This is a genomic window from Clostridioides sp. ES-S-0054-01, assembly GCA_021561035.1.
GTDB lineage: Bacteria > Bacillota > Clostridia > Peptostreptococcales > Peptostreptococcaceae > Clostridioides.
In genome coordinates this window covers 2,375,182-2,389,628 of sequence record CP067346.1, presented here as the reverse complement: position 1 = coordinate 2,389,628, position 14,447 = coordinate 2,375,182, and the positions used below count along the sequence as shown (strand labels likewise).

Sequence of the window (14,447 nt, the reverse complement as noted above, 5' to 3'; positions counted from 1 at the left end):
CACAGAAGTTTATTTTATTATGAATTTAAAAATACTCTACCTTTGAGGTACTAATGGTTTAATATAAGGCTAATACTGTATAATCAAGTTTATTGATTTTATGGTGTTGGTCTTTATTTATGTATATATAAAACTAATAGATGTTTTTATATAAGTTGAATTTGTTTTACATAAATTTATTTTGTGTTAAAAATAAATTTTATTGAATAATTATATGAAATTTTTTTCATATAAAAATAAAATCAATAGAGAAAGTACGTAAAAGTAAATTGTGTTTAGATTGACTAACTTTATAAAATAACTGTTAAACATAAAAAACCATTTATAAAAAACAAAAAAATAATTTCTCTAACAAAAAAAACCACAAAAAATATAAAAAAGTATGGTTAGTTAAGTGATTAACAAGTAAAAATTAAAATAAAAATCAAAAAAAATTTATCAATGGAAGTAAGCTAAAATCCTAGAAGAGAGCATTATTTTTGGGAAAACATTTTCTTTTGTATCACAAAAAAAGCCACTTTTTGGCATACAACATGCTTTATATAAAGGCAAGAAAAAACAAGGTGTAAGACAAAGGCAATTAGGAGGTGTAAATATGGAGTTTATAAATTTTGTAAGTGATAAAGTTATAAACCTTAAAATGGACTGTAAAACAAAAGAAGATTTCTTTAAAGAAATACATGATAAAGTTTTTAAGTTAGGCTTTGTAAAAGAAGAATTTGGAGAAAAGATATTAGGAAGAGAAAATGTATTTCCAACAGGTTTAAATCTAGGCGATTATGGAGTAGCTATACCACATACAGATGCAGAATATATTAAAGAACAATTTATAGCAGTCTGTACTTTTAATGAACCAGTAGTATTTAGTTCTATGGAAGACCAAGATGAAAAAGTATCTGCAAATTTAGCTTTCGTATTAGGGCTTAATCAACCACATAGTCAATTATCTGTATTAACAGAATTGATGGAAATTATGCAAAATAAAGAATTAGTTGATAAGTTAATGAGTTCTACTGATAAAGATGAAGTTTTAAAGACAATAAAGTCTTTATAAAAATAAAAAAGTACTAAAAATAAAAAATAGAAAATAAAATTATTGGGAGGAAATAAAAATGAAAAAAATATTAGTAGCATGTGGAGCGGGAATAGCAACATCAACAGTGGTTTGTGACAAGGTAGAGAGATTAGTCAAGGAAAATAACATACAAGCAGAAGTTATACAATGTAAAATAGCTGAATGTGCCACAAAGCAAGAAGGAGCAGATTTAATAGTATCAACAACTATATTACCAACAACTTATGATATACCAGCAATAAAAGCAACAGCATATATAACTGGAGTAAATATATCAGCTTTAGATAAAAAAATATTAGATGCTTTAAAATAATCCTATCATAGATACATTGAAATAATATTTTATAAAACAGAAAAAGGAGGATTTATAAATGGATAAATTATTAGCAGTAGTACAATACATTTTAGATATGGGACCGACAGTAATACTACCAATAACAATTGTAGTACTAGGAATGATATTTAGAATTAAGTTTACAAAAGCTTTAAAGTCAGGTCTTACAATTGGTATAGGGTTTGTGGGTATAAACTTAGTTGTAAACCTATTAACATCAACACTAGGACCAGCAGCTCAAGGAATGGTTGAAAGATTTGGACTTAACTTAACAGTAATAGATGTTGGTTGGCCAACAACAGCATCAGCAACATGGGCTTCACCAGTTGCACCAATATTAATACCGGTTTGTTTATTAGTAAACTTACTATTATTATACTTCAATAAAACAAAGATATTAAACGTTGATATATGGAATTATTGGCACTTTATAGTAGCAGGTGCAGTTGGATATATAGTAACAGGAAGTTATGTTTGGGCTATATTCTGTGCTATATTAATGGAATTATTAGTACTATTTATTGCAGAAAAGACAGCAAAAAATGTTCAGGAGTTTTATGATTTGGAAGGTATAGCATTACCAACCGGTTCAACAGCTTCATTTGCGCCACTTGGATATTTAGTAGGTAAATTTGTTGAAAAGATACCAGGAATAAATAAAATACAAGCAGACCCAGACTCTATACAAAAAAGATTTGGTATATTTGGAGAACCAATGATGATGGGTATTATACTAGGTATAATACTTGGAGCACTTGCTGGATATGATGTAGCAGGAATATTCAATGTAGGTATATCAATGGGTGCAGTAATGTTACTTATGCCTAGAATGGTTAGAATATTAATGGAAGGTTTAATTCCAGTTTCAGAATCAATAAGAGATTTCTTACAAGAAAAATATGGAGACAGAGAACTGTATATAGGTCTAGATGCAGCTGTAGCAACTGGACATCCAGCAGTTATATCAACAGCTCTTATACTTGTTCCTATAACTTTATTCTTAGCAGTTATACTACCAGGAAACAAAGTTTTACCATTTGGAGACCTAGCGACAATACCATTCTATATGGCATTTATAGTGTGCTTTAGAAAAGGTAATATAGTTCAATCAGTTATAACAGGAACGATAGTAATAGCTATATCACTTTATATGGCTACAAACTTTGCAGATGTTCATACACAATTATTACAACAAGCAAATATGATGCCAAAAGGAACAACAATGGTTACGAGTATAGACACAGGTGGTAACTTGTTAAAATGGGGAATATTGAAATTATCTCAATTAGTTTCTTCACTTGGAATATTCTAACATGTAGTTAATAGAGATTACTCTTTTTTAGTAAAGTATGCGAAAATTTAACATTTAGCAGCTACTAGAAAAGAGTAATATTTTTTATAAATTTTTAAAAAATACAAAATACAAGAGGAGGAGATTTATCGTGAAAGCAGCAGTATTACATGGCACAAATGATATGAGATTTGAAGATATAGAAATAAAACCATGTGAAAGTGATGAAGTAAAAATAAAAGTTATGGCAGCAGGAATATGTGGGTCAGATCCTCCAAGAGTATTAAAACATTGGAAATATCCAGTTCCAGCTATACCAGGACATGAATTTTCTGGAGTAATTGCTGAAGTCGGTAAGGATGTAAAAAATGTAAAGGTTGGAGATAGAGTAGTTGCAATTCCTTTTATACCTTGTAATGAGTGTGAATATTGTAAAAGAGGATTATTTTCATTATGTGATGAGCATGGAATGTTAGGAGCTAAGAGTTTTGGAGCTTTTGCAGAGTATGCAAATATAAAAGCTACAAATGTACTTCCAATAGGAGATATGGATTTTGAAGATGCTGCTATGATAGAGCCACTAGCAGTTGCTATGCATGGAGTACTTAATATAGGTGTTCAAGTTGGAGACACTGTAGCCGTAATGGGTAGTGGAACAATGGGACAGTTAGTAATACAAGGACTTAAAATAGCAGGAGCAGGAACAATTATAGCAGTTGATATATCTGATAATAAATTAAGAGAATCAAAGGAATTAGGGGCTGATATAATAATCAATGCTAAAGATGTTAACCCAGTAGAAAAAATAAAAGAACTTACTGATGGAAAAGGTGTTGATATAGCTCTTGAATGTGCAGGCTCAAAAATAACTCAAGAACAATGTTTACTTATAACTAAAAAGAAAAGTAAGATAGGATTTTTAGGAATAGCATATTCAGATATAACTTTATCAGAAGAAGCATTTGAAAATATATTTAGAAAAGAACTAGAATTAAAAGGTTTCTGGAATTCTTATTCTGCACCATTCCCAGGACAAGAATGGACTAAGGGAATCAATCTAGTTAATGAAGGTAAGATAAAATTAAAAGAAATGGTGTCTCATAGATTCTCGCTTGAAGATACTTATAAAGCATTTGAAATGATAAGAGATAGAAAAGAAGAATTTAATAAAATATTAATTTTACCACAAGGGGTTGAAGAATAATGAAGGCAGTAGTTAAAACTAAACCGGGCTATGATAATGTAGAAGTCTTAGAGGTAGAAGAGCCAAAAGCTACAGGAGACAAGGTTAAAATAAAAGTAGAATATAGTGGTATATGTGGTTCAGATATACATTCATTTAAAGGTGAATATGCAAATATAAAAGTTCCAGTAACATTAGGTCATGAATTTTCTGGAATTGTTGTAGAAGTAGGAGAAGATGTTAAAAATATAAAAGTAGGAGATAGAGTTACATCAGAAACTACTTTTGAAACTTGTGAGAAATGTATATACTGTGAAACTAAAGATTATAACTTATGCCCAACTAGAAAAGGGATTGGTACTCAAATAAATGGAAGTTTTGCTGAGTATGTACTATCAAGAGAAGAGAGCATACATGTACTTCCTGAAAATGTATCTTTATTATCAGCAGCCCTTACAGAGCCACTAGCTTGTTGTGTTCACGCAGCTCTTGAAAAGACTACTATAGAAAGTTCTAATACAGTTTTAATAATAGGACCAGGACCAATTGGTTTATTATTAGCTCAAGTTGTTAAATCTCAAGGTGCTACAGTTATAATGTCTGGTGTTACAAAAGATAAAGAGAGATTAGAAATAGCTAAAAATCTTGGAGTAGATAGAACAGTAAATGTAATGGAAGAAAGTTTGGCAGATGTAGTGAATGAAATGACTGATGGAAATGGAGTAAATAAAGGATTTGATTGTTCTGGATTTATTCCAGCAGTTAATGAAGCTTTAAGACTAATTAGAAAAAAAGGGACTTTCGTACAAGTTGGAATATTTGCTAGAAAATTAAATGAAATGGACCAAGAAGCAGTAATCCAAAGAGAGTTACAATATATAGGAAGTAGGTCTCAAAAGCCGAGTTCTTGGATTACAGCATTAGATTTAATGGCAAGTGGAAAAGTAAATACAGAAGTTTTAGTTACTAGAACTGTTAGTTTAGACGAATTCAAAGAAGGTATTACAGCTTTAATGAACGGCGAAGAAATAAAAGTAGCAGTAAAATCTTAAAAAACATTTGTATTATCTTAAAAAAAATTGTAAAATCTACTGTAGGATAAAAAAATGTAAGATCTTAAAAAATAACAGGAGGAAGAAAGTATGAGCACTCTTAGAGATCATTCTAATAACATTAGAAAAAACATAATAAAAATGGTTGCAGAAGCTAAAAGCGGACATCCAGGTGGTTCATTATCAATAGCTGATATGTTGACAGTATTATATTTTGAGAAGATGAACGTATGTGTAGAAAATCCAAAAATGGCTGATAGAGATAGATTTGTTCTATCAAAAGGTCATGCAGCACCAGCTCTATATGCTACATTAGCAGAAAAAGGATTTTTCCCAGAAGAAGAATTAATAACACTAAGAAAATTTGGTTCTAAGTTACAAGGTCATCCAGACATGAAAAAAGTAGCAGGAATCGATATGTCTACTGGTTCTCTTGGTCAAGGGCTATCTGCAGCAAATGGTATGGCACTTGCAGGAAAATTAGATAACAAAGACTATACAGTGTATACTATATTAGGTGATGGAGAAATCCAAGAAGGTCAAATATGGGAAGCTGCAATGACAGCATCACATTACAAATTAGATAATTTAATTGCATTTGTTGACTTAAATGGATTACAAATAGATGGTTCTAATGAAGAAGTAATGAATGTAAATCCAGTAGACGACAAATTCAAATCTTTTGGATGGAATGTAATGGTAATAAATGGACATTCTTTTGAAGAAATAGGAAATGCAATTGATGAGGCTAAAAAAGTTACAGGAAAACCAACTGTAATAATAGCTAAAACAGTAAAAGGTAAAGGTGTTTCATTTATGGAAAATAATGCTGCATGGCATGGAACAGCTCCAAATGCAGAACAAGCAGAGCAAGCATTGAAAGATTTAGAAGGAGGTCTATAGGAATGGGAATAGCAACTAGAGAAGCTTACGGACAAGTGTTAAAAGAACTTGCAGAAAATAAAGATATAGTAGTATTAGATGCAGATTTAGGAAAAGCTACAAAAAGTATAGCATTTAAAGAAGTTGCCCCAGATAGATTTTTTGATATGGGGATAGCAGAAGGTGACATGATTGGTACAGCAGCAGGTCTTGCTACTTGTGGGAAAATACCTTTTGCAAGTACTTTTGCAATCTTTGCAGCAGGAAGAGGATATGAGCAAATAAGAAACTCTGTAGCATATCCAAATTTAAATGTTAAAATAGCAGCTACTCATGCAGGTGTAACAGTAGGTGAAGATGGTGGTAGCCATCAAGCTATAGAAGATATATCTCTAATGAGAGGTATACCAAATATGGTTGTATTAAATCCAGCAGATGCTTTAGAAGCAAGACAATCTATACTTGCATCTATTGATTATAATGGACCTGTTTATATAAGATTAGGTAGAGCTGCAACTCCTGATGTAAACAGTGAAAACTATAAATTTGAAATAGGAAAAGGAACTGTTTTAAGAGAAGGTTCTGATATAACAGTAATAGCTACAGGAATAATGGTAGCAAAAGCCTTAGAAGCAGCAGAAGAACTTGCTAAGGAAGGTGTAAATGTAGAAGTTGTTAATATGTCTACAATAAAACCATTAGATGAAGCATTAATAAAAGAAACTGCTAAGAAAACTGGAAAAGTAGTTACAGCAGAAGAACACAGTATAATAGGTGGTTTAGGTTCAGCTGTATGTGAAGCTTTAGCAGAAACTAAAGATGTAGTAGTTAGAAGAATTGGTGTTAAAGACGTATTTGGTCAATCAGGTACACCAGCTGATTTATTAAAACACTATGGATTAACTACAGAAGATATAGTAAAAAATATAAAAGAGTTATTATAGATATAAATATGTCTAAATAACAAATTGATTTGACATAAGTCAATTAAAGCTGTCTTAAAAATAGAAAGAAATTTCTACAATGGGACAGCTTTATTTTTACAATACTTTATTTTTATGGTAACTATGAAATAATATAAATACAATCAAAAAAATTATAAAAAGAGGTGTTATTCAATGAAAATATCTATTGGATGTGACCATGGTGGTTATGAATTAAAGGAATATATAAAGGAAAATTTAATAAATAAAGGTATAGAAGTTGAAGATGTGGGTACAAATTCAAAAGAAAGTGTGGATTTCCCAATATATGCAAAAAAGGTAAGCCAAAATGTTCAAAGTAAAAAATCGGATTTAGGCATACTTTGTTGTGGAACAGGAATAGGTATGTCTATAGCAGCAAATAAGTTTAAAGGAATTAGAGCAGCTGTTGTTTCTGACTGTTTTTCAGCTCAAGCTACTAGAGAACATAATAATACAAATGTACTTTGTTTAGGTGAAAGAGTTATTGGGAAAGGTTTGGCAATGAGAATTGTTGAAGAATGGTTAAATTCAAGTTATAATGGAGAAAGACATGCAAGAAGATTACAAATGATTGATGATATAGAAAAAGAAAATTTATAAATATCTAAAATTTATAATAAGGGGGAGTGTTATGTCTATTATTTGTGCTTCAATAATGTGTGCAGACCAAATGAAGTTAAAAAAGGAATTAGAAGCTCTTGAAGAAGCAGGTGTAAAATTACTTCATTGTGATGTTATGGATGGGATATTTGTTAAAAACTTGGCTATGGGACCAGAACTATTAAAGTCAATAAGTGAAAATACAACAATACCCTTAGACATTCATTTAGCCACAGAAACTCCAGATAAATATATTGATATGATGTCTTATATAAAGCCAAAATATATTTCTTTTCATGTAGAATCGAGTACAGATGTAAAAGCTGATATACAAAAGTTAAGAAATTATGGTATAGGGCCAGTTTTGGCAATAAGTCCTCAAACAAGTGTTGATAAAATAGAAGAATATATAGGTTTGGTTGAGGGTATCTTAGTAATGACAGTAAATCCAGGGTTTGCAGGTCAAAAGTTTAACCTTTCTGTATTAGATAAGTTGGATAAACTTACAGAGATACTAGAAGGTTATGATAATCCTCCATTTATAGAGGTTGATGGAAACATAAATAAGGATACTATTAAACTTATGAATGGTAAAAAAGTAGATATATATGTTGTTGGTACTTCAGCTTTATTTAATGACAAGCCTCCAATTTCATATAAAGATAAAATAAAAGAGCTAAAAGAAAGTATAAAGTAACTATGCAATAAAATTATAATATGTTTCTGTTTAATGGTGAAAAGCTTAAATAGAAACAAGAAGTTTTATAATATTTAATAAAAATTTTAGTTGAGTAAGGAGAATTTTTTATGGGAGACCTATATAAACTGCAAAATGGTACTGATATTAGAGGAATAGCGTATGAAAATGATTCTAAAGAAGTCAACCTAACTGTAGAAGAAGTAAGAAAAATAGCTAAAGCGTTTCATATTTGGCTAAAAGAAAAGACTAAGAAAGATAAAGTAACTGTTGCTGTAGGAACTGATTCTAGAATAACAGGAAGTCAATTTAGAGGTACTGTTATTGAAACTTTAACTAATGATAATTGTAATGTAATTGATTGTGAGATTGCTACGACTCCAGCTATGTTTATGACAACTATTATGGATGGATATAATTCTGATGGGTCGATTATGATTACAGCTAGTCATTTACCTTATTACTATAATGGTTTAAAATTTTTTACAGAAAATGGTGGTCTAGAAAAAACAGATATAAAAGAGATGTTGGATATAGCTGTTAAAAATGATAGTGTAGACTATGAAGAATCAGATAAAAAAGGTGAAGTTATAGCAAAAAATTTAATAGAAGATTATTCTAATTTATTGATAGATAAAATTAGAAGAGGTGTAAATTCAAGTAAAAATTATGAAAAGCCTTTTTCTGGGCTTAAGATATTGGTTGATGCAGGAAATGGAGCTGGTGGATTCTTTGCTGAAAAAGTTTTACACATACTGGGAGCAGATACAACAGGTAGTCAGTTTTTGAACCCAGACGGTATGTTCCCAAATCATATACCTAATCCTGAAAATAAAGAAGCAATGGAAAGCATATGTAAAGCTGTGTTGGATAATAAGAGCGATTTAGGAATAATATTTGATACAGATGTAGATAGAGCTGCTATTGTAGGTAAAAATGGCAAACCAATAAATAAAAATGCTCTTATAGCTGTTATATCATCAATAATACTGGAAGAACATCCAAAAACAGCTATAGTAACTGATTCTATTACTTCAGAAGGTCTTGCTAAATTCATAAATGAATTAGGAGGAAGGCATCATAGATTTAAAAGAGGATATAAAAATGTAATAAATGAAGCCATAAGATTAAATAGTGAAGGTGAAGAGTGCCATTTAGCTATAGAGACATCTGGGCATGCTGCTTTAAAAGAAAATTACTTCCTAGATGATGGGGCATATTTAATAGCTAAAATTTTAATAAAAGTAGCAAAACTATCCTTGGAAGGAAAGACTATAGAAGAATTGATAGAAAACCTTGAAGAAGCTCGAGAAGAGAAAGAAGTTAGAATAGGAATTACTAAAGAAGACTTTAGACCATATGCAGAAAATATATTAAAAGATTTAGATTCTTATGTCAGAAGTATTGATGGATGGTTTGTAGCACCAAATAATTTTGAAGGTATAAGAGTTAATTGCGATGAATCAAATGGGGATGGATGGTTTTTACTTAGAATATCACTACATGAACCATTATTAGCTTTGAATATTGAATCAAATAAAATTGGTGGAGCAGAACAAATTTATTCTAAGTTAAAACGTTTCTTAGAAAAATATGATTTAAAAGGTCTTTAGGGTAAGTAAAAAACATATATTTATATTGAAGAATGAATGTAAATTTATACCTAAGATTACAAATATTACAAAATTGTAATCTTAGGTAACAGATATGTAACTGATTATGGAAACACTATATGATATTATAAATACAGAGAGATGAAATACATGGTGAATTATAGAGAAATATAATTTAAAATGTATTAATATAACACCAAAAAAGGTATAATCAAAAAATATGTAAATATAAACCCCAACATTCAGAAAGAGACCTCTAAGGAGGTTTTTTTCTTGTCTAAATAACTTAAAAGTATGTTTTTATATTAATTAACTTTTCTGAAAGTAAGTATTACCTTAAATAAATCAGCGTCTATAATTATTTCCATGTCTGCATTTTCTAATTCGATTATATTTTGAGCAATTGATAAACCAAGACCAGAGCCGTAGAAGATTTATAGATTTAATGACAATATTTATATATATTTTAAGAGAGGATGAATTTAGATATGTGTAATAATTGGATGAGAAAAAGTAGTATAGCACAAGACAGTGCTATATCACAAAATCTCAAATAATTTCCTTATTATAACTTAAGCTAAAACAATAAATATTTATTATAAATTAGGTGTATGAAGTATAGCAGGAACATCTTTATTGCTTAATAATTCATCAAACGATTTATGGTCGGATTTATAGCCAATACCTTCTCTACATTCTAACTCATCAACAAGTTTGTATTGTTGACAGGCGTTTTTTACTTTTTCATAATCTTCAATAGAATTGGCTTTATAAACTATCTTATTATTAAAGGTTATTTTATCAGCAAATTTGGGCTTTACAAAATATTTAGCATCTTTTATTTTACCAGTATTATATAAATTTTGGATAACTGAACCATTTTTTAAATGTTGCAAATGGTCATCCAACTTATAAGTATGTGCTATATGAGTTACATTCTTAAGCTTTTCTTCAAAAAGAAGAGCGATTTTTTCCATATAATTGAAGTCAGTATTACCATTTATATTTTTTTCTGGCAATAATATTACATTCTCTTTTTTTACACCAAGTTTATCAAGAGAAGCTAAAAATTCTCTGTTTCTGTATTTTGATTTTTGTATGTCTGTGAGATTTTCATATTTTTTATATTTATTAAAAACATATATACCACACCCAGTGGATACTAAAACCACAAATACATGACTTTTTCCTCTTTCTTTTATAGCGTTTACAATAGCACTACCAGCCCACAACACTTCATCATCTTGATGCTGAACATAGAAGACAACGTAATCTTTAAATCTTCTATTACTATAATTTACATAACTGTTAAAACCGGTTAAAATCAAGCATAAAACTAGAATGATAGATAAAATTCCATATTTATTTATAGTAAATTTTTTATTTTTGAATGTCATTTAATCATCTCCCTAAAAGTTGTCTTAGTTATATTATCAAACAAAATACTAAAAATTATTTCTTAAATACTGAAAATTATAGAGTGGATTAATGGAATAAAATTTTTTTATTAATTTAAAATTAAATAAATGTTTGTATATAAAACTAATCAAAATATTAGTGATTTATAAATCAATACTTTAAAGTATTTTAAATTTAAAAACTAGCTATAAACTAAGCGATTGTAGCCTTTTTATTTTTTAAAATAATTTTATGTTTATCATATTTCATTAAAAAATAAAACTCTAATATATAAATATGTTTTAATTTTGACAACTTATAAAAAAATATTCTATCAGAATTGAATAAAAAAGAAAGTATATGTGTTTGTGAGATAGTTGAAAATTTTGATATGCTACAATTAAAATTATAATATTATTATATAGTTTAACTAAAAAGGGTATTTGTAAGTCTAAGTATATACTTTATAAAGATATTTTTGTGAGGTTTATTTTATAAAAAGTATTTAGACTAAGTATACTCTTATTGAGATTGTTTTTTTACCTCTTTCCAAAATACATCAATAAAAAAAAGACTCTTAAAAGAGTCTTTCCGAAAAATCTATATATTATAATATAGTTATATTTTCTGCTTGAGGACCTCTAGCGCCTTTAACTATATCAAAGCTTACTTTTTGACCTTCTTCTAATGATTTAAATCCTGAAGTTTGTATAGCTGAGAAATGAGCAAATACATCATCTCCACTTTCCATTGATATAAACCCAAATCCTTTTTCATTGTTAAACCATTTTACTATTCCATTATTCATTAAAAATACTCCTATTAACCTATATCAAGATATACTTGATTTACTTGTGTATTACCACAAATACTATTATATCATAGCTTAATACAAATGTCTATTTAATTATAATTTTTAGTTAACATTTTTGTTTATCTTTAGTGTTAAAATAAATTTAAATATTTTGTATTACTATATATTAATATAAATGTAGATAAAACTAAAAAGGGTTTCCTAGAAAATAAAATCTACCTAATTATACTTACTTACTAATACCATCACTTGATGCAAGCAAGATTCTACAACATTTTCTCCGTACTCTATTATAAAATCATCTAACTGTGTATCTATAAAATCACAATAATCATATGAACTGCCAATATAAGCAGTTAGCATATGTGTACATTTATCCATTTTATCTCTAAACATAATATATTTATCCCCCTAAAAAACTTTCATAAAAAACAAAAAGAAAATATCTTTTTGGCAACTGGCTGACATAACTCATAAGATATTCTATAAGTCTTAGTCCCTATAGCTTTGCGTCACTAAATTTCTCTAGCTTTGCCGATTTAGTTTTATTCTACAATTACAATAATACAATAGAATTAATTATTATTCAACATACCTGATTGAAAAATTAATAAATTTATATATGAATGTTATTTTACTCCTGAAAACAACATAATTAAAGAAAGTGGAGTAGCAGAACCAACATTATAGAAAGTTCTTTTTTTATATAAATTAAAAATAATTTCCTTTTTTAGTTATAATTTTTTTATTTTTATCTATAATAAAAAAAATTATATTATAAAGGAGATAAAAGTATGAAGAAATTTATATCAATACTAGTTTTAATTATGTTAATAAGTATATTTATTAATTACAAAACAGACAAAATGGAAGAAAATATGGAAATAGGAGATTTGAAAGGCTGTTATATCGAACACCCTACAAAACAAGGGATAGATAATTGTAATATAGCATATTTAAAAAAAACTACAAAATTTGTAGATAATTTAAGAGTAAAATAATTTACACATTTAAAGGGCTTAGATAATTTCTAAGTCCTATTTTAATACAAACAAGGAGGTTTTCATGAATGAAGAACTTTTCAAAGACAATTTGAAACGACATGAGGTAACAATAAATAAACATAATGATGAAATAGATGAATTAAAAGTAGCAAATATAGAATCTAAGGCAGAGTTAAAAGCATTGTGTGAGAATTTGAACTCACTTACAAGCATGTTGAAATGGTTGATTGGAACAATGATTACAACACTTATAGGATTCTTTATATTTGCAATACAGAGAGGAATATTTTAAGGAGGAAAATAAAAGATGGATAATTTAATAAGTTTTATACCAGAGCAGTTGCTAATTTTAGTAGCTGCTCTCTCTATTATAGGTAAAGGTTGTAAAAAATATAAACAACTAGATAATAAATATATTCCAGTAGTGTTGTTAGCACTTGGAATAGGTTTTTCAGTGTGGATGTTAGGACTAAATCCTAGTGCAGTCTTACAAGGTGTAATTTGCTGGGGTATATCAATAGGTATAAATCAAACTTACAAACAGTTAAAGGATGGTGATAAATAATGAAAATAGCAATAGTACCAGGGCATACTTTAACAGGAAAAGGAACAGGAGCAGTTGGCTATATAGATGAAGGAGAAGAAAACAGAATACTAACTGACTTAATAGTTAAATGGTTGAAACAAGGTGGAGCAACTGTATATACTGGAAAAGTAGATAAATCTAATAACTATTTAGTAGAACAATGTGAAATTGCCAATAGGCAAAATGTAGACTTAGCAGTACAAATCCATTTCAACGCAAATAAAACAACTCTAAATCCTATGGGTACAGAGACAATATACAAAATTAATAATGGTAAGGTATATGCTGAAAGAGTCAACAAAAAACTAGCAACAATGTTTAAAAATAGAGGTGCAAAATCAGATGTAAGAGGACTTTACTGGCTTAGTCATACAAAAGCCCCAGCAATATTAATTGAAACTTGTTTTGTAGACAGTAAAGCAGATACAGATTATTATATTAGACATAAAGATATAATTGCAAAGTTAATAGCAGAAGGCATTTTAAATAAAAAAATAGATAATGAGGTGAAGCAAATGTATAAGCATACAATAGTTTATGATGGAGAAGTTGACAAAATCCCTGCAACTGTAGTTGGTTGGGGTTACAATGATGGTGAAATACTGATATGTGATATAAAAGATTATGTACCAGGTCAGACACAAAATCTTTATATTGTAGGTGGAGGAGCATGTAATAAGATAGATTCTATAACTAAAGAAAAATACACAATGATAAAAGGTAATGATAGGTTTGATACACTTTATAAAGCATTAGATTTTATTGATAGATAGATTGGAAGGTAGCAACTAGAGATAGTTGCTACCTTCTTTTTTTATAATTTCTCTTTTAAACTTTTAGGCATTTGGGGTTGATTAATATACCATACTGATGTTGTATTTGCAGATATAAAGGCTATAGCTATAGCTACACCCCCAAAGAATTTCATAAACTTATATAAAATTTTATTCATA

The 14,447-nt window shown here is 28.7% G+C and carries 18 protein-coding genes and 1 riboswitch; of the genes, 14 read left to right on the top strand and 4 right to left on the bottom strand.

All coding sequences use genetic code 11. The features are described from left to right. The first annotated feature begins 595 nt into the window (after positions 1-595). From JJC02_11320 to JJC02_11275, 10 genes are all read left to right on the top strand, one after another. On the top strand, positions 596-1,054 hold the full coding sequence (locus JJC02_11320; GenBank protein ID UDN53493.1) for a PTS sugar transporter subunit IIA: 459 nt from the start codon (positions 596-598) through the stop codon (positions 1,052-1,054). Positions 1,055-1,112: 58 nt separating this feature from the next. Continuing rightward, on the top strand, positions 1,113-1,388 hold the full coding sequence (locus JJC02_11315) for a PTS sugar transporter subunit IIB (protein UDN53492.1): 276 nt from the start codon (positions 1,113-1,115) through the stop codon (positions 1,386-1,388). Positions 1,389-1,446: 58 nt separating this feature from the next. Next, positions 1,447-2,721: a PTS galactitol transporter subunit IIC gene (locus JJC02_11310; GenBank protein ID UDN53491.1), complete on the top strand. Its 1,275-nt coding sequence runs from the start codon at positions 1,447-1,449 to the stop codon at positions 2,719-2,721. 130 nt (positions 2,722-2,851) lie between these two features. Beyond that, the gene (locus tag JJC02_11305; protein ID UDN53490.1) at positions 2,852-3,904 is read left to right on the top strand and encodes a galactitol-1-phosphate 5-dehydrogenase; all 1,053 of its coding nucleotides are present in this window, start codon (positions 2,852-2,854) and stop codon (positions 3,902-3,904) included. Beyond that, on the top strand, positions 3,904-4,935 hold the full coding sequence (locus JJC02_11300) for a zinc-binding dehydrogenase (GenBank protein UDN53489.1): 1,032 nt from the start codon (positions 3,904-3,906) through the stop codon (positions 4,933-4,935). Before JJC02_11305 ends, JJC02_11300 begins: the two co-directional genes overlap by 1 nt. 90 nt (positions 4,936-5,025) lie before the next feature. Then, complete coding sequence (locus tag JJC02_11295; protein UDN53488.1) at positions 5,026-5,838, top strand: transketolase; 813 nt, start codon at positions 5,026-5,028, stop codon at positions 5,836-5,838. A 2-nt stretch (positions 5,839-5,840) separates the two neighbouring features. Next, entirely contained in the window at positions 5,841-6,761 is a 921-nt protein-coding gene (locus JJC02_11290; GenBank protein ID UDN53487.1) for a transketolase family protein, read from the top strand. A 174-nt stretch (positions 6,762-6,935) separates the two neighbouring features. Further along, complete coding sequence (gene rpiB, locus JJC02_11285) at positions 6,936-7,382, top strand: ribose 5-phosphate isomerase B (protein ID UDN53486.1); 447 nt, start codon at positions 6,936-6,938, stop codon at positions 7,380-7,382. 31 nt (positions 7,383-7,413) lie between these two features. Then, positions 7,414-8,079 (top strand): ribulose-phosphate 3-epimerase, encoded by a 666-nt coding sequence (locus JJC02_11280; protein UDN53485.1) that lies wholly within the window; start codon positions 7,414-7,416, stop codon positions 8,077-8,079. A gap of 110 nt (positions 8,080-8,189) precedes the next feature. Then, the gene (locus JJC02_11275) at positions 8,190-9,692 is read left to right on the top strand and encodes a phosphomannomutase/phosphoglucomutase (GenBank protein ID UDN53484.1); all 1,503 of its coding nucleotides are present in this window, start codon (positions 8,190-8,192) and stop codon (positions 9,690-9,692) included. 596 nt (positions 9,693-10,288) lie between these two features. Here the strand turns inward: JJC02_11275 and JJC02_11270 are convergent. The 3 genes from JJC02_11270 to JJC02_11260 form a co-directional block, all read right to left on the bottom strand. After that, positions 10,289-11,089: a PIG-L family deacetylase gene (locus JJC02_11270; GenBank protein ID UDN53483.1), complete on the bottom strand. Its 801-nt coding sequence runs from the start codon at positions 11,087-11,089 to the stop codon at positions 10,289-10,291. A 608-nt stretch (positions 11,090-11,697) separates the two neighbouring features. Continuing rightward, positions 11,698-11,898, bottom strand: coding sequence for a cold-shock protein (locus JJC02_11265; GenBank protein ID UDN53482.1), 201 nt, complete (start codon positions 11,896-11,898; stop codon positions 11,698-11,700). 225 nt (positions 11,899-12,123) lie between these two features. Beyond that, the gene (locus tag JJC02_11260; GenBank protein UDN53481.1) at positions 12,124-12,300 is read right to left on the bottom strand and encodes a hypothetical protein; all 177 of its coding nucleotides are present in this window, start codon (positions 12,298-12,300) and stop codon (positions 12,124-12,126) included. A gap of 53 nt (positions 12,301-12,353) precedes the next feature. Then, a riboswitch (cyclic di-GMP riboswitch) is annotated at positions 12,354-12,450 on the bottom strand. Between the two features lie 248 nt (positions 12,451-12,698). On the opposite strand from JJC02_11260, the gene JJC02_11255 reads away from it, so the two are divergent. The 4 genes from JJC02_11255 (at position 12,699) to JJC02_11240 (ending at position 14,267) form a co-directional block, all read left to right on the top strand. Next, positions 12,699-12,905, top strand: a complete 207-nt coding sequence (locus JJC02_11255; protein UDN53480.1) for a hypothetical protein — start codon at positions 12,699-12,701, stop codon at positions 12,903-12,905. A 64-nt stretch (positions 12,906-12,969) separates the two neighbouring features. Further along, positions 12,970-13,200: a hemolysin XhlA family protein gene (locus tag JJC02_11250; GenBank protein ID UDN53479.1), complete on the top strand. Its 231-nt coding sequence runs from the start codon at positions 12,970-12,972 to the stop codon at positions 13,198-13,200. A gap of 15 nt (positions 13,201-13,215) precedes the next feature. Next, positions 13,216-13,473 (top strand): phage holin family protein, encoded by a 258-nt coding sequence (locus tag JJC02_11245; protein UDN53478.1) that lies wholly within the window; start codon positions 13,216-13,218, stop codon positions 13,471-13,473. Beyond that, positions 13,473-14,267 (top strand): N-acetylmuramoyl-L-alanine amidase, encoded by a 795-nt coding sequence (locus JJC02_11240; GenBank protein UDN53477.1) that lies wholly within the window; start codon positions 13,473-13,475, stop codon positions 14,265-14,267. The genes JJC02_11245 and JJC02_11240 overlap by 1 nt, the downstream gene beginning before the upstream one ends. Positions 14,268-14,308: 41 nt before the next feature. Here the strand turns inward: JJC02_11240 and JJC02_11235 are convergent, their stop codons facing one another. After that, positions 14,309-14,446, bottom strand: a complete 138-nt coding sequence (locus tag JJC02_11235) for a cyclic lactone autoinducer peptide (GenBank protein UDN53476.1) — start codon at positions 14,444-14,446, stop codon at positions 14,309-14,311. Position 14,447: the final 1 nt, after the last annotated feature.

Bases quoted from the DNA above. Each gene is read 5' to 3' on its own strand.
- JJC02_11245 (UDN53478.1), top strand. From the start codon at position 13,216: ATGGATAATTTAATAAGTTTTATACCAGAGCAGTTGCTAATTTTAGTA.
- JJC02_11260 (UDN53481.1), bottom strand. From the start codon at position 12,300: ATGTTTAGAGATAAAATGGATAAATGTACACATATGCTAACTGCTTAT.
- JJC02_11320 (UDN53493.1), top strand. From the start codon at position 596: ATGGAGTTTATAAATTTTGTAAGTGATAAAGTTATAAACCTTAAAATG.
- JJC02_11265 (UDN53482.1), bottom strand. From the start codon at position 11,898: ATGAATAATGGAATAGTAAAATGGTTTAACAATGAAAAAGGATTTGGG.
- JJC02_11300 (UDN53489.1), top strand. From the start codon at position 3,904: ATGAAGGCAGTAGTTAAAACTAAACCGGGCTATGATAATGTAGAAGTC.
- JJC02_11290 (UDN53487.1), top strand. From the start codon at position 5,841: ATGGGAATAGCAACTAGAGAAGCTTACGGACAAGTGTTAAAAGAACTT.
- rpiB (UDN53486.1), top strand. From the start codon at position 6,936: ATGAAAATATCTATTGGATGTGACCATGGTGGTTATGAATTAAAGGAA.
- JJC02_11235 (UDN53476.1), bottom strand. From the start codon at position 14,446: ATGAATAAAATTTTATATAAGTTTATGAAATTCTTTGGGGGTGTAGCT.
- JJC02_11275 (UDN53484.1), top strand. From the start codon at position 8,190: ATGGGAGACCTATATAAACTGCAAAATGGTACTGATATTAGAGGAATA.
- JJC02_11315 (UDN53492.1), top strand. From the start codon at position 1,113: ATGAAAAAAATATTAGTAGCATGTGGAGCGGGAATAGCAACATCAACA.
- JJC02_11310 (UDN53491.1), top strand. From the start codon at position 1,447: ATGGATAAATTATTAGCAGTAGTACAATACATTTTAGATATGGGACCG.
- JJC02_11295 (UDN53488.1), top strand. From the start codon at position 5,026: ATGAGCACTCTTAGAGATCATTCTAATAACATTAGAAAAAACATAATA.
- JJC02_11250 (UDN53479.1), top strand. From the start codon at position 12,970: ATGAATGAAGAACTTTTCAAAGACAATTTGAAACGACATGAGGTAACA.
- JJC02_11270 (UDN53483.1), bottom strand. From the start codon at position 11,089: ATGACATTCAAAAATAAAAAATTTACTATAAATAAATATGGAATTTTA.
- JJC02_11280 (UDN53485.1), top strand. From the start codon at position 7,414: ATGTCTATTATTTGTGCTTCAATAATGTGTGCAGACCAAATGAAGTTA.
- JJC02_11240 (UDN53477.1), top strand. From the start codon at position 13,473: ATGAAAATAGCAATAGTACCAGGGCATACTTTAACAGGAAAAGGAACA.
- JJC02_11255 (UDN53480.1), top strand. From the start codon at position 12,699: ATGAAGAAATTTATATCAATACTAGTTTTAATTATGTTAATAAGTATA.